The sequence below is a fragment of the Zwartia lucis genome (genome assembly GCF_965234455.1).
GTDB classification, from domain to species: domain Bacteria; phylum Pseudomonadota; class Gammaproteobacteria; order Burkholderiales; family Burkholderiaceae_B; genus Zwartia; species Zwartia lucis.
The window spans coordinates 733,092-748,021 of sequence record NZ_OZ248472.1 but is presented as its reverse complement, the minus strand read 5'-3'; the positions used below and the strand labels follow the sequence as shown (position 1 = coordinate 748,021).

Genomic DNA, 14,930 nt, shown 5'->3' with positions numbered 1-14,930 from the left:
ACTCTAAGCAATATAGGTTTCAAGCGCCCCGATCTGTGTAACCTCTGCACTGACGACATCGCCAGACTGCAGATAAAAAGCCATCGGATCGGGGCGTCCGATGGCTACCCCTTCTGGTGAACCCACTGTAATCAGGTCACCACGCGCCAAGCCCATTTTCGACCAGTGCGAGACAAGCGCAGGAAATGGAAAAATCAAATCAGAACAACTTGCTTCTTGTCTAACCTCACCATTCACTGTCAATCTGACCTTGAGCACAGAAGGATCTGGCACCTCGTCTGCCGTCAGAATCCACGGGCCAAGCGGTCCCAGTTCAGGATAGTTTTTACCGAGCAAAATCGATTGATTCGCCATCTCTTTACGCTGCATTTCGCGAGCGGAAAGATCATTTAAGATGGTGTAACCAAAAATCGCTTTTAAGCCATCGGTCTCATTGACATTCGTGACAGATTGACCAATCACTGCAGTCGCCTCGACCTCATAGTCAAACCATTCGCACCCCAAGGGACGATGCACCGTCGAACGTGTTGGCACCATGGAACTGGCTAACTTGATAAATCCCATCGGGATTTCACTATGAAGTTTTGCGCCCTGCTTTGTCCAATACTCAAGGGTCTCGGCACGGTGGGCTGCAAAATTTCGGCCACCGGCAATACAGTTCCGAACGTTGAGTGGAATCATCCATGGCACGCTTTTTTCATCCACAAACCAGTCTGAGTCCCCTTGACGCTTTGCCCATTCGATGACGTCATAAGCACTGTCTAACGCATGAGTACCCGCATCAATAAAACTGTCCATACTGACAGGGAAAGCTTGATGTTTATTTTGTGCTGAAGCGGCTCGCGCCAGATCCAAAACCTTTAGAGCCTTTTTCTCACCAACCACAATGCCCAAGCGTTCTTCGCCGTTGGTACCCTGATAGCGTCCAATTTTCATTTTTACTCCTCCTTGTTATTGATAGCATAAGCGAAAAGTTGATCACACATTTATACACAAGCATGCTACAAATTACATTGAATAAAATATTGAAAATAAACAATCATGTCATAGACATGATTTTTATAAAAAAATCTTCAATGGAGACACGCTTTGAAAAAGATTCAGCACCTTTTTATTTCACTTGCCACCATCGCAAGCGCGATGACAGTCACAGCACCCGCTTTTGCAGACACCTATCCTTCAAGATCGATTAAAGTCATCGTACCCTATGCTCCTGGTGGTGGTGCAGATTCTTTTGCACGACTTGCCGCACCTGAACTAGAAAAAATTCTTGGTACTCAATTATTAATTGAGAATCTTGGTGGAGCGAACACAGCAATTGGCGCTCAATCGATGGCAAGGTCCAAGCCTGATGGCTACACCTTAATGTTTACGACCGACTCCACATCCGTCGCCAATCCTCTTCTCTATAAAAATCTTACCTACAATCCTAGTGAGCTCGTCCCTGTCGGCACACTCAACGAAGTCGGACTAGGCATCGTCGTTGCTAACAGCCTGCCGGTTAAAAACTTTAAAGAACTGGTCGAGTACACAAAGAATTTCAAAGGCAACCTGGCTTATGGATCGTATGGGATTGGCAGCCAAGCCCACATGATGGGTGAAGCCTATAACAAACTCACTGGCTCCAATGTCATTCACGTCCCCTACAAAGGTTCAGCTCCCGCTGTGACAGACGTGATGGCTGGTCAGGTACTGTTTACATTTCCAGCCCTGATTACCGTTCGCGGCAATATCCAAGGCGAAAAAATTAGGATGCTTGCGGTGACCAGCAGCAGCAGATTGCCGAGCTTGCCTGACGTGCCGACCTTCAAAGAATTAGGCTATGAAAAAATGTCAGTAGGTGCTTGGTACGGTTACTTTGCCCCAAAAGGCACACCTGACGCAGTCGTCAAAAGGTTCAATGATGCACTTGCGACGCTATTGAAAGATAAAACCTTCGTGGACAAGCTCGTGGAGCGCGGTGCGATCCCGCTGATCAACACCCCTGCTCAAATGGCAGAGTTGATTACGAAAGATAAAAAATTTATTGCTGAGGTTCTGGAGATGACTCAGATTACTGCCACGGAATAACACAACAAAAGGAGAGACTCCAATGTCTAAAACAAAAGCACTTAGAGATGCCATCTACAAACCAGAGATTCTCGTATTACCTGGAGTGTTTGATGGATTTAGTACCCGTCTCGTTGAACACTTCGGCTACAAAAGCGCATTCATTACAGGGAGCGGAGTCAGTGAGTCAAGACTAGGTCTTGTTGATGTTGGCATTATGGGTCTCGAAGAAAACGTAGCGGGTGCAAGAGCAATGGTTGGTTGTTCTGATTTAGCTTTACTAGCAGATGGTGACACCGGCTACGGAAATGCTATTAATGCCTTTTACACCATCCGAGGATTTGAACAAGCAGGCGTAGCAGGCGTCATGCTTGAGGATCAAGTTTGGCCAAAACGCTGTGGCCACATGCGCGGCAAGGAGGTTATTCCTCAAGAAGAAATGGTCGAAAAACTTCATGCGGCTTGTGAGGCACGTAGAGATCCAGATTTCATCATTAAGTCTCGCACTGACACCCTCGCCACACACGGTATCGACGAAGTCATCCGTCGTTTAAATGCCTACGCAGAGGCTGGCGCGGACCTGCTTTTTGCCGATGCACTTCTTGATGCAGAGCAAATTCGTTTAGTGGCAAACAATGTGCCGAAACCCTTGTGCGTCAATATGGGATTTGGCATCAGGCAGCGCTCAACAACCCCCTTACTTTCTGCGCAGCAGTTACAAGAACTGGGTGTTGGCGTCGTGATTTACCCCCGCTTACTGACCGCTTGTGCGCTAGCTGGCATGAAACAAGGTTTGCAGCTGCTTGGACAATCCTTGGAGAGCGGGAAAGTCGTTGATAGGCCGGACGCTGCCTTTGGCTTTGAAGAGCTCAACGAAGTCATGGGAATGGAATTCATTCAAGCGCTTGAGTCTAGATATTTAACCGACGCACAAAAAAAGGCCAAGTATGGCAGTGAGCACGTCGCACCGGTCAATCTTAAAGGGACAAAACCATGAGTGAAGAAGCGGGAATGAAACTCCCGCTTGGCGCGGTGGATTGTCACGCGCATGTGATCAAAAAAAATGCTCCACTGATCGCAGAAAGGCACTCCGCTCCCGCACGTGATTGCGATCTAAAGGAATACCTGCAAGTTTTAGACACACATGGGGTGTCCTTTGGACTATTAACCGCACCTAGCTTCTATGGACCAAACAATGAAGTCCTGCTTGATGCACTAAAAAACGCGAATGGTCGACTTAGAGGTACTGCCATTGTTGAACCCACGATCGCCGAAAGTGAGCTAGCAAACATGAAAGCTCAAGGCGTCTGTGGTTTACGGCTCAACTGGATTCGACGCGAAAAAATTCCTGATATCACCTCCCAGGAATACACGTCACTTCTTGCAAAAGCCCGTAATATCGGCCTGCATATCGAGATTTACCTCGAGAGCGAGCATCTGGCCCCTGTTCTAAAAGTCATCAATCGTAGTGGGGCTCAAGCGGTCGTCGATCATTTTGGAAACCCCCTCGGACCCGATGCTGCACGCAGCGAGGGATTCGTTGCACTGCTTGACGCTATTGATCAAGGCAATACCTGGGTGAAGTTGTCTGCACCCTATCGCTTAAGACACACAAATCCTACCGATTTAATACAAAAAATATTGCAGCACGGAAAGGGTGAACGCGCAGTTTGGGCAACTGACTGGCCTTGGGTGGGACATGAAAATAAGATAGCCTACGAGCAGTGCATCAAATGGATATTTGATTGGATTCCTGATGAAACTATCCGACACACTATTTTAGTCAAAACGCCACAAACCTTATTCGGATTTCCAACCATGACAAGTGCAATGTCTTGACGCGCAATCCACAACACGATTATTAAAAATCACGTATCGGAGACACTATGAAGAATAAATTTAAACTCTTAGGTGCATCGCTCGTTTTAGGCGTTGCACAAATTTCAGTTGCCCAAGAAGTCACCACGGTAATCATTCCGACTGGTCCAGGCGGCGGCACAGATACATTGTTTCGCGCGATTGCCCGGTATGCAGAACCCCACTTGAACACGACAATCGTGATCAGAAATGCCGGTGGTGCCGGCGGATCGATTGGCGTCACGCAGCTTAGCCGAGCCAAACCTGACGGCCACACGCTGGCTGGGGTCTGGATGGGCCCCATCACAACCGCACCGCACACAATTAAAACCTCCTACACGCTCAAAGACTACATTCCCGTCATTTACTTGGATAGCGCACCCTATGTGATGTGCGTCCGTCCAGACTTTCCAGCTAAAACAGGCAAAGAGTTTCTGGATGTCCTCAAAGCGAATCCAAACAAGTACACCTACGGTACCGATGGCGTTGCTGGACCCGCTCAACTCGCTTCAGAACTTATTTTTAGAGAATACGGAATCAAGGCGCGAGATATTCCCTACAGAGGTGCAGGAGAAACCATGCCCGCCATGCTTGGAGGTGTGGTTGATATTTATGTGGGATCCGTCCCCCCTGCTGTCACAATGGAAAAAGCCGGTACTGCAAAGTGCCTGCTGCTCACCTCGGCGAATAAGTCAGCGTCATTACCTAATGCAACCAGCTTAGGCGAGTTGAATATGGCCGATAAAGAACTCCTTCTTTGGCATGGCCTGATCGCTCCTCCAGGCACCCCGCCCGAGGTGATTCGCAAAATTCAGGATGCCTTTGAAAAAGCTGTCGACACACCAGAAATGGAAGCATTTTTCAAGACTGCCGGTGTTGAAAAATCAATTCTCAAGGGCGATGCTTTTTCAGCGCACATCAAAAATGAGTACGAAAAACTTGGGAAGTTGATCAAGGAATTAGGTCTTAAACAAGACTAATAAGTTGAGTTGGGACATAAAAATACTCAGGAGGTCAAGATATGAATACTTCGCCGATTGATATGAAAGCCAAAACACCCATCAAACTCGGAACCATGAAAAGTCGAGTCAGTGAGGCTGAGTGGAAAACGCGTGTCGAGCTGGCCGCCTGCTATCGACTCGTATCCCTCTATGGTATGACTGACATGATCGCGAATCACATTTCGGCCATGGTCCCAGGTGAGCCCGATCATTTTTTGATCAACCCTTATGGATTGTTATATGACGAGATCACGGCGTCATCTTTGATCAAAATCGATATTGATGGCAATATTGTTGACCGACCAAACGATGATTACGGCATCAATCGGACCGGATTTGTGATTCATAGCGCCATTCATTCGGTGCGCCCCGATGCGGCGTGCGTGATTCATACCCATTCACGCGCTGGCATGACCTTATCTACGCTTAAATGTGGCCTGCTCCCCTTGACGCAAACAGCGACCAGATTTGGAAAAGTTGCCTATCACCACTTTCAAGGGATATCGGTTGACCTTTCTGAGCAGAAAAGCTTGCAGGAGGATCTCGGCGATGCGGAGGTGATGGTGTTACACAATCACGGTTTACTGGCGGTCGGCCCCTCAATACCCGAGGCATTCAATAATATCTATAGACTAGAGCTCGCCTGTAAAGTCCAAGTCGATGCGATGGCTTGCAATACGGAATTGATTGTCCCGCCAGCAGATGTCGTAGCCAAAGCCAACGCACAATGGAATCCCAGTGTGACAAGGCGTTACGGCATTTTGGAGTGGCCTGCCATGCTCAGACAACTTGACCGAGTCAGCCAGACGTATAAAGACTGAAGCCTGTTTGGATCCAGCGTTGAAAGCAACCAAGTAGATCTCAAACGCAACGGAAGGGCCGCCTTTCTCCATGCGCATGAGCCATCCTAGCGGGTGATATACTTTCTGTGCCTAAAAGAAGGTTAAACCGATGGACTCGACCACAATCAAAGCTCTGCGCGTCATTGAAGCTCTCGCTGCAAGCGATGAACCGCGCGGTGTAGCAGAGCTTGGCCGATCACTGGGTTTTACTAAAAGCAACACCTTTCGCATTCTGTCGACACTTGCTGAGCAAGGATATGTGCGTTCGCATGGCGCTGCTGGTCGTTATTCGCTGACCTTGCGCTTATGGGAACACGGTGTGCATGTCATTGACCGCCACCCGGTACGTCGCGTGGCCCTGCCGCACATGCGTCTGCTCCATAGCAAAGTCAACGAAACAATCTTACTTGCGACACTTGAATCAAGCGACGTACTTTATATTGGTAAGGTAGAGTCCGACAATCCTATCAGAGCTTCTGCACGGGTTGGCCATCGCGCTCCGTCCTGGCGCACAGCGTCAGGGCGTTCAATGCTGGCATTCCAATCTGAAGAAATACTCGAAGAAGTCTTTGAAATCGCCCGCGCTACCGACCCAGACCTTCGCGAAGTCCTCCAACAGGTCCGCGAACGTGGTTTTGCCACTACCGTCAACGGTTCGCGTGCCGGCGTAAATAGCGTGGCAGCTCCTGTCTGGGGCGGCGAGCCTCAGCCGCAAACTGCCATCTCCGTCTCCGGTCCTGGCGAAAGGTTTTCGTCTGAGCGCATGGATGAAATCGGTTTTCTGGTTTTAAATTGCGCGACCCAAGTTTCTGAAAGCCTCGGTTAGATTGCTTGTTTAAGCTTCAAACCCCTATTTTTGTGATGCTAAACAGAGCAACGCACTCAAATAAATACACCATTCCAAGGGTAAGCACTCATTTTCGTGAGTATTTGTAAACGCTATAATTGATACATTGTTCCAATATTTAGAACGATCGATCAAAAATAAAGATGACAAACCCATTACAGTCTGCCCAAGCTCCTTTAAATGGCGTAGTCGTAATAGACCTTACGCAAATTTATAACGGTCCCTATGCTACGTTTTTAATGGCGCGTGGTGGTGCTACCGTTGTCAAAATCGAACCTCCTGATGGGGAGCACTTAAGAAAACGACATCCCTCCACCGGTGTGTGTGAACCTTTTGGCGTGCTCAATGCAAATAAACTGAGTGTGCTTCTTGACCTGAAGACGCCCGCTGGCATTGAAGCCTTACTGGGAATGCTGCCCAAGGCAGATGTCATCGTCAACAATTTTGCACCAGGCGCGATGGACCGGTTGGGACTCAGTCATGAGCGCCTCAGACAAGCCAATCCAAACATCATCATCGCGTCGAGTACTGGGTATGGCTCGAAGGGGCCTTACAGCCAGTTCCCCGCGATGGATCTCACCTTACAAGCCATGTCCGGGGTGATGTCCATTACAGGTTCACCCGATACACCACCATTCAAAGCTGGGCCTGCCATCTGTGACTTCATGGCGGGCATTCACTTGTATGGTGCCATTGTCACTGCTCTGTTTGAAAGATCAGTCACAGGACACGCAAGCACTGTTGAAGTATCGATGCTCGACTCTGCATTTCCTCCCCTGCTTTCAAGCCTAGGCATGCACAAGCTTGGTGACACCTCATGCAAAAGAACGGGTAACAGGCATGGCGGGTTGACCATGTCTCCTTATAACGTCTACCCAGCAGCCGATGGCAATATTGCCATTCTGGGCGTGAGCGATGCACATTGGGGCGCACTCACAAAAGTGCTCGGACATGCCGAATGGGAAACAGATCCTCGCTTCGTCACAAAAGCAGCACGCATCAAACATATGGATTTACTTGATCACCTGATCGGTGAAGTCACAAAAACAATGCCTAAGCAAACGCTATTTGATCTGTTGATTAGCCACAAAATTCCGAGCGCGCCAGTCCGCGAACTTGACGAAGTCATTAATGACAAGCATCTTCATGAAACGGGGATGTTGTCATGGGTTGATCATCCCGATTTCGGACGTGTTCTTGCACACAACAGTCCCATTAAATTTGAAAACCATAACTCACCACCCTACCAAGCGAGCCGAAAGCTTGGTGAAGATACCACCACGATTTTGAAAGAACTCTTTGAACTACCCGATACCCTCGTCAGCCGACTTGATCAATTTAAAACAAAAAACTAGGGCTGAATCACTCCTCAATCGAATTGAAAAACGGAAGATTAAAAATGTTTCATGACGCTGGATTACCTGAAGAGCTCCTGCAAATCCGCGAAACCACACAACGCTTCATGGAAAAGGAAGTAATACCCGCAGAAGATCAAGTCGAACATGACGCCTATGAACTGCCGGATGAGCTTCTTAAGCCTCTTAAGGCGCGTGCCAAAGAAATTGGTTTATGGTCAGTTCGCTCACCGATCGAATACGGAGGCGGTGGACTCAACCTACTTGAATCCACCATCATCGCAGAAGAAACTGCGAAATGCCGAATGGGAGCGTATGTCCCTGCATGCGGCGCAACAGGTTCTAATCCACCTGGACCGATTCTCAACGGGACACGAGATCAAATAGAAAGATTCTTAGTGCCTGCGATTCGAGAGGGAGTTAAAGCTTTTGTCGCGATCAGTGAATCCTCGGGCGGCTCTGATCCCGCACGCTCTATCAGAACGCGCGCAGTCCTCAAAGGTGACAAATATATTGTCAACGGCACGAAAATGTGGATTACCGGAGCTGCGAAAGCATCTTGGGGGCTCCTGTTCGCTCGCACGGGAGAGCAAGGTGCCAGAGGCGGCATCACTTGTTTTATCATTGATGGAAAACCTAAAGGGATGACCGTCAAAGAGATTCCTGTCATTCGGTCTTATTCGCCCTACGAAATGCATTTTGAAGATGTTGAAATTCCAGTTGAAAACCGCTTAGGTGAAGAAGGACAAGGATTTGCCTTGGCAGAACAATGGCTAGTAGAAGGTCGAGTCCCCTATGCAGCCGGCACAATCGGTATTGCGCAAAAGGCTTTACAAATCGCCATTGATTGGGCCAATCAAAGAGAGCTTTTCAAATCTAAGCTTTCTGAAAAACAATCTATTCAATGGATGATTGTCGATAGCGAGATAGAATTACGGCAAGCGCGCTTACTGACTTATGAAGCGGCTCGCCGCTGTGATCAGGGACTCCCTTTTAAAACTGAAGCGTCAATCGCCAAAGTCGTGGCGACAGAAACAGCAGGACGCGTACTGGACCGCTGTATCCAAGTGCTGGGCGGCATGGGCGTGTCAAAAGAAATGCCTCTTGAGCGCTGGTATCGCGAAATGCGTATCAAGCGAATCGGCGAAGGACCCTCCGAAGTACACAGAATGGTCTTGGCCCGCGAACTCTTTAATAACGGCCGCTAATAGGAACACCTATGTCTATCGATCTAGTCGTCGACGAAGAAGGCATCGCACTCATCACAATCAATCGACCGGAACGTCGTAATGCCTTTGATGCAGAACACTATCGTCTGATTTCCGAGGCTTGGCAAACCGTCAGAGATGATCCCAAGATCAGAGTCGCCGTCATCACAGGGGCTGGAGATAAAGCCTTCAGTGCAGGCGCAGATCTAAAATCCTACATTAATCGTGAATCAGACATGTCAGAGCATTGGCTGACGCAAAAGGATCAACTTCTCAATCGTGGTCTTGAAGTTTGGAAACCCATTATTGCCGCTGTCAATGGATTTTGTATCGGCGGAGGTATGACGCTTTTATTGGCTACCGATATTCGTGTGGCTGTAAGTCACGCAAGCTTCGGCTTGTCTGAAGTCAAGCGTGGCATCGTTGCAGCAAATGGCGGCACCCAACGCGTCGTCGCACAACTACCCTACCCGATTGCAATGGAACTTTTACTCACCGGTGATGCAATCGATAGTGAAACAGCCTTGCGCTGGGGCTTAATCAACAAAGTGGTTGAGCAAAGTGAGCTCATGAATGAAGCAATGCGCTACGCACGTAAAATAGCAGCCAATGCGCCCCTCGCATTGCAGGCGACAAAAGAACTCGCAGTCAAAGCACCTGAACTGGGCCTGACTGCGGGGTTACGCATGGAGCAATATGTGAATCGATTACTCCGCAACACAAGCGATGCGAAAGAGGGAGCCTTGGCGTTTCAAGAAAAGCGTCCTCCAAAATTTACATCTAATTAAACTGCGAGATTGAGATGCGTGGTAAGTATGTCATTGCAGGCGTCGGGCACACTGCCTATGGAAAACTTGGTCTCGATACGGTGACCCTCAATACGCTTGCCTGCCGAGCGGCGCTCAAGGATGCAGGCATTGAGAAAGATATCGTTGATGCCCTTTTGCTCAAAACACCTTCCTCTGCAAAAGATATCCTCTATGGTCAGTCTGTTGCGCAGGCTATGGGTATGCAACCTCGCTGGGGTGGCGCGTGGGATCAGGGAGGCGCAGCCAATTTAACCCTCATCAATATTGCCATGATGGCAATAGAAACAGGGCAATGTGAGATCGCGCTTGTGTCCTATGCGGACAATCCACGCAGCGGTTCACGACAAACGTATGCAAGGCCGAGGGGCAATGACGCGGCATATGGATGGTTTTCCACTGCGGCCGGTTATGGCATGATCCATCGCGCTCACGTTGACCAATATCAGACACCCCCAGAAGCTTTTGGTGTGTTCGCAAAAGCAGCACGCCAGCACGGCGCGAGCAATCCAAATGCTCAATTGCGCCAAGCAATGACTCTCGACACTTACTTTGCCTCTCCTTGGGTCGTCGATCCCTTAAGGCGAGATGACTGCTGTCTGATCTCGGACGGGGCTGCTGCCGTCGTGGTGATGAGCGCAGTTAAAGCAAAACAATTACAGGTCCCAGCGCCCGTGCCAATTTTGGGCATCGCAGGTGCACAAGAATCTTATGATGTACATCTAAGAGAGTGTCTGACCTCGACACAAGCGGTTCGCAGCGGTCAGCTCGCCTTTGAGATGGCAGGTATCAAACCCCAGCATATTGACGTGGCTCAAATTTATGACTGCTTCACGATTACCGGGCTCATGACACTTGAAGATTATGGATTTTGCGATAAAGGTGAGGTGTACGAATTTATTCGCGACGGGCAAATTGAATATGGCGGAAGACTCCCTATCAACACAAGCGGCGGCCTCCTCTCTGAGTCTGGTTTACCAGGCATGCAACTCGTGATCGAAGGCGTTCGACAAGTCAGAGGGAGCGCTACCCTTCAGGTTCCTGGTGTGAACTACAGCCTTGTCAGCAATCAAGGTGGCACCATGCACACGCATGCAACGTTGATTTTAGGATCCTAGCCATGACCAATACTATTTCTATCGATATCGATGAAATCAACGCACCATTTTGGTCAGGACTTAAGAAAGGTCAACTTTTATTCCAAGCCTGCAAATGTGGACATCACTGGCTCCCGCCCAGATATTTATGCCCGAAATGTCTGAGTGAAGACATCAAATGGCAACAAGCAAGTGGCGTTGGAAGTATTGTGAGTTGGGTGATTTACCATGTTGCTTATCATCCAGAATTCAAAGATAAGCTCCCCTACAATGTCGCCATTGTTCGACTTGAGGAAGGTCCTCAAATGATTACCAATATTGTGGGAGATACTGAACACCTCAAAATTGGTGCTCAAGTTTTTCTAAAAATCGATCCTTCAGTCGAGCAACCACTCGCTCAATTTGTGTTGTCGCGATAAAAGAATGTGCTGAACCCAGCACCTGGCTGGGTTCACGCAGTACAACTACTCGGCCTTAATTCCATTAGCCTTGATCACTTCAGCCCAAAGAGCGATATCCGCAGCGACAAAACGGCTAAAATCCGCTCGTGAGCTTCCAACCGACTCTGCGCCAAGATCCTTGAGACGGGCAACAACATCAGGCTGTCGCATGATGGCCTGAATTTCCGTACTTAACTTATCGAGAATGGGTTGTGGCGTATTGGCTGGTGCAAAAATACCTTGCCAGGCCAGTACGAGGAAGGCAGGAATCACTTCACTGATCGTTGGCAAATTCGGTGCAAAATCAGCGCGCTTTGAGTCAGTGACCGCGAGCCCAACCAAACGACCGGAACGAACATGCTGGAGCGACGTTGGCGCGTAGTCAAAGGCAAAGTCGATCTGTCCGCCTAGCAAGTCATTGAGCATCGGTGCACTGCCTTTATAAGGAGCATGCACAACTGACAGCCCTGCTTTAGACTTAAACAGCTCTCCCGCCATGTGCGCAGAGGTTCCAACGCCTGCAGAACCAAAAGTGAACTTGTTAGGGTTCGCTTTAATCAAGGCTATAAACTCAGGCAAAGACGTGACGCCTAAACGTGGATTGATCACCAAAATCAAGGGTTGTGCTGTCACAAGGGACACAGGCGCAAAGTCGTCCTTGACACTAAAACGCAAGTCATTACGCAGCGAAGCATTGACTGCGTTCGAACCCATGGTCCCCATCAGCAGTCTGTAACCGTCGGGTGGAGATTTTGCAACGTACTCCGAGCCGATCACGGCGTTGCCACCCGCCCTATTTTCAATCACAACCGTCTGGGAAAATTTTTCCCCGAGCTTTGCGCCCAGTAATCTAGACGAGATATCAGTGATGCCGCCTGCTGCGAAAGGAACAATCAGGTGAATCGGTCGAGTTGGATAATCGTTCGCAAGCGCGGGGGTCATTGACCATCCTGCAATCGCAAAAATAAAAATACCTGCCGAACGCACAAAATTTTTGATCATCATTGGAAACGTTTCCTTAAGGTTGCGGACGTGTTACGTGATAGGGGTGTCAGGTTCGACCTCTGTTCAGGATGCCCAGCACATGACGCACATCCTTTCGATCCAGTGTTTCAAGCTCGCCGATTGCATTGGCGACAAATTGCTTATCTGCCTCAGCTAGGTTTTCGCCAACAAACTTCTTGAATAACCCCTTGACGAAGTCAAGACTCAAGGGCTCTTGTATCGTGCCGGTGGGGTACTGCCTAGCGTTTGTCAGGACACGGCCGTCTTTGAGCATGATTTCAAGTAGTGCGGGTGTTTCAACCGGTAGCCGTGCACTCCAGTCACTGCGCACAACCACCTCAACTTGGGTTCGCGCCTGGACATATTCAGGATCGCCAATGATGTCCTTGTGGATATGTCGATAATTCACATCGCCATCCATCGCAACCGCACTCATAATGTGTTGAAAACTAAATTGCAAGTCTCCTACCGTCTGTGGTGATGGTCGGTTACACACCTCCATGGCGCCCGCAGCAACATGGAGGCGAATGCCCTGCAGATCGCTGTAGGAAAAGTTGTGTTCACGGACGAGATCCAGAAAACCGTCGATATAACGGTGCGTGTAAAGACAACAGGGATATTTTTTGACCCAAATCTCGGTAAATTGCCACTCTTGACCCAAACCGTTGGTGATGAGTGCGCCATCCACCCGTTCTTTACCAAGCAGTCCTGTTAGAAAACGCACGATGTCAGGGTTGCTTGAAAGTCCAAGCGAAGCCCCTTGGGCAGCCGTCAAGCCGTGCAAGGTCTGCATACTGGTTTCAAAAAAGTGCGCGTCTGTGCCGAAATTAGCATATGACAACGGAATCCCGGACATCGCCAAGCCGAACGCGGCGGCCGTTTGAGCGACATCAAGTTGCATCGCCCGTGCGGCCAGCGCAGAGGGACCAATTGAAGGCGGCACAATAGAAAGTCCAAGATATCCTTGTGGGAAAAACTGACAGGTCCGAGCCATCACTTCCAGACCAACAGCCGAAGCCACCACCATCTCGGCCCCAGACATTTCCCTCTCCTGCGCCAGCGGCAGCAGCATCGGAAAAGTCGTGATATCCCACGAGGTGCCCGTATTTAAGCGATCATCCTCGAGCTCGGACTGATGGGCAAAGAATGCATTGGCGAAAACGGCTTTCCACATCGACGCTTTAAAGCCGTGACCCACCACACCAACCTGCTCGCCATCGGGGTTCTTGCGAACAAATCCGGCCACACGTGCCCCTGCGTCCATGGACGATCCCGCCAGCATGCCAGCGACTGTTTTAAGCGCCAGTTGCTTGGCAGACAACAAGGCCTGCGGTGAGAGGTCCCCGATTTGCGTCTTGACTGTGAACTCAGCGAGGCGATTGGCTACTGCGTGCGTCATCTTAATCTCCGTGTGATCGATGCTCAATGCATCATTACTGTTTACCCAGACCCAAGGTGATAAACATTTCCTCTAGAGCCGGCATGGCCGCAGCGGTGGCCTTGCGGCTTGCCTCCGGCCCTGCGTAAATGGACTCCATGTTGAATCTGTCTATGACAGTTTTGTACTCTGGCTCATCGAGGGCCACCTTAAAGGCATCATGCAGACGTTGCACAACAGGGGCAGGAATATTTTTTGGACCAACAATCATCAGGTAGCCCTGTTGAACATTGGCCTTGACGATATCGGTCGGCACGGGGATCGTCGGGTACTTGCTCGATCGCTCGTTCGCAAAGATCATCAGCGGACGCATACGACCGTCTTTGTGAAAAGGCGCCCAAGCCGCATCGGCAAAAAAGTCCACATGACCCGCCAGCACTGCGGACACCGCTTCGGCGCCACTTTTATACGGTACATGGACCGGCTTAATTTTTGCCAGTGCGGAGAACTCCTCCATGTTGAGAAACCCTGTTGAGGCGATACCTGCCGTGCTGTAAGTCAATTTACCTGGATTGTTTTTGATCTGTTCCATCAGATCGGACATATCCTTGATCTTGGAGTCTGAACGAACAGCGACTGCCATTAAATAAAGACTGGTCGAGATGACTTGGGTAAAGTCATCGACGGGATGTAATGGCATGGCCTTGGAAAAATACGAAAGGACAAAGGGATTGATAGAAATCACAGCGAGTGTGTATCCATCCGCCGGTTTACGGCCGGCGTATACCGCACCAAGAGCCCCACCCGCACCCGATTTATTCTCTATGATGACTTGCTGACCAAGAGACTTTTGAGCCCCTACCCCAAGCGCTCGTGCCACAGCATCAATCGCACTACCCGGCCCATAAGGCACAACCAACGTGATGGGTCTATCTGGAAATTGAGCCTTGGCTCCCCAGCTTAAAAGTAACGAACTCAGTAGCATTAAAGCGACTAAGAACTTGCGCGGTTGAATCTGAAACATGGTGGTCTCCCATTGAAATAC

Annotated in this window: 15 protein-coding genes; 11 read left to right on the top strand and 4 right to left on the bottom strand. The window is 49.5% G+C overall.

The genetic code is table 11. The features are described 5' to 3' along the window. Nucleotides 1-3: 3 nt before the first annotated feature. Nucleotides 4-936: a fumarylacetoacetate hydrolase family protein gene (locus AC8GE9_RS03585; RefSeq protein ID WP_506675738.1), complete on the bottom strand. Its 933-nt coding sequence runs from the start codon at nt 934-936 to the stop codon at nt 4-6. Nucleotides 937-1,089: 153 nt separating this feature from the next. Here AC8GE9_RS03585 and AC8GE9_RS03580 point away from each other — a divergent pair, with 153 nt between their 5' ends. The 11 genes from AC8GE9_RS03580 (at nt 1,090) to AC8GE9_RS03530 (ending at nt 11,481) form a co-directional block, all read left to right on the top strand. After that, the gene (locus AC8GE9_RS03580; protein WP_506675737.1) at nt 1,090-2,070 is read left to right on the top strand and encodes a Bug family tripartite tricarboxylate transporter substrate binding protein; all 981 of its coding nucleotides are present in this window, start codon (nt 1,090-1,092) and stop codon (nt 2,068-2,070) included. Between the two features lie 22 nt (nt 2,071-2,092). Then, nucleotides 2,093-3,046, top strand: a complete 954-nt coding sequence (locus AC8GE9_RS03575) for an isocitrate lyase/PEP mutase family protein (RefSeq protein ID WP_506675736.1) — start codon at nt 2,093-2,095, stop codon at nt 3,044-3,046. Further along, entirely contained in the window at nt 3,043-3,888 is an 846-nt protein-coding gene (locus AC8GE9_RS03570) for an amidohydrolase family protein (protein ID WP_506675735.1), read from the top strand. The genes AC8GE9_RS03575 and AC8GE9_RS03570 overlap by 4 nt, the downstream gene beginning before the upstream one ends. A gap of 47 nt (nt 3,889-3,935) precedes the next feature. Continuing rightward, nucleotides 3,936-4,886, top strand: a complete 951-nt coding sequence (locus tag AC8GE9_RS03565) for a Bug family tripartite tricarboxylate transporter substrate binding protein (protein ID WP_506675734.1) — start codon at nt 3,936-3,938, stop codon at nt 4,884-4,886. 41 nt (nt 4,887-4,927) lie between these two features. Beyond that, nucleotides 4,928-5,728 carry a class II aldolase/adducin family protein gene (locus tag AC8GE9_RS03560; protein WP_506675733.1) on the top strand — a complete coding sequence of 267 codons (801 nt, stop codon included), beginning with the start codon at nt 4,928-4,930 and terminating at the stop codon, nt 5,726-5,728. Nucleotides 5,729-5,858: 130 nt separating this feature from the next. Continuing rightward, on the top strand, nt 5,859-6,575 hold the full coding sequence (locus AC8GE9_RS03555; protein ID WP_506675732.1) for an IclR family transcriptional regulator: 717 nt from the start codon (nt 5,859-5,861) through the stop codon (nt 6,573-6,575). 164 nt (nt 6,576-6,739) lie between these two features. Continuing rightward, entirely contained in the window at nt 6,740-7,951 is a 1,212-nt protein-coding gene (locus AC8GE9_RS03550) for a CaiB/BaiF CoA transferase family protein (RefSeq protein WP_506675731.1), read from the top strand. Between the two features lie 44 nt (nt 7,952-7,995). After that, nucleotides 7,996-9,159, top strand: coding sequence for an acyl-CoA dehydrogenase family protein (locus AC8GE9_RS03545; RefSeq protein ID WP_506675730.1), 1,164 nt, complete (start codon nt 7,996-7,998; stop codon nt 9,157-9,159). An 11-nt stretch (nt 9,160-9,170) separates the two neighbouring features. Then, entirely contained in the window at nt 9,171-9,947 is a 777-nt protein-coding gene (locus AC8GE9_RS03540; protein ID WP_506675729.1) for an enoyl-CoA hydratase/isomerase family protein, read from the top strand. 14 nt (nt 9,948-9,961) lie between these two features. After that, nucleotides 9,962-11,083, top strand: a complete 1,122-nt coding sequence (locus AC8GE9_RS03535) for a thiolase family protein (protein ID WP_506675728.1) — start codon at nt 9,962-9,964, stop codon at nt 11,081-11,083. 2 nt (nt 11,084-11,085) lie between these two features. Next, entirely contained in the window at nt 11,086-11,481 is a 396-nt protein-coding gene (locus tag AC8GE9_RS03530; protein WP_506675727.1) for a Zn-ribbon domain-containing OB-fold protein, read from the top strand. Nucleotides 11,482-11,526: 45 nt separating this feature from the next. On the opposite strand, the gene AC8GE9_RS03525 is transcribed toward AC8GE9_RS03530, so the two are convergent. The 3 genes from AC8GE9_RS03525 to AC8GE9_RS03515 are packed head-to-tail and all read right to left on the bottom strand — an operon-like array spanning nt 11,527 to nt 14,909. Beyond that, nucleotides 11,527-12,507 carry a Bug family tripartite tricarboxylate transporter substrate binding protein gene (locus AC8GE9_RS03525; RefSeq protein ID WP_506675726.1) on the bottom strand — a complete coding sequence of 327 codons (981 nt, stop codon included), beginning with the start codon at nt 12,505-12,507 and terminating at the stop codon, nt 11,527-11,529. A gap of 46 nt (nt 12,508-12,553) precedes the next feature. Next, nucleotides 12,554-13,906 (bottom strand): MmgE/PrpD family protein, encoded by a 1,353-nt coding sequence (locus tag AC8GE9_RS03520; protein WP_506675725.1) that lies wholly within the window; start codon nt 13,904-13,906, stop codon nt 12,554-12,556. Between the two features lie 34 nt (nt 13,907-13,940). After that, the gene (locus AC8GE9_RS03515; RefSeq protein WP_506675724.1) at nt 13,941-14,909 is read right to left on the bottom strand and encodes a tripartite tricarboxylate transporter substrate binding protein; all 969 of its coding nucleotides are present in this window, start codon (nt 14,907-14,909) and stop codon (nt 13,941-13,943) included. Nucleotides 14,910-14,930 lie beyond the last annotated feature (21 nt).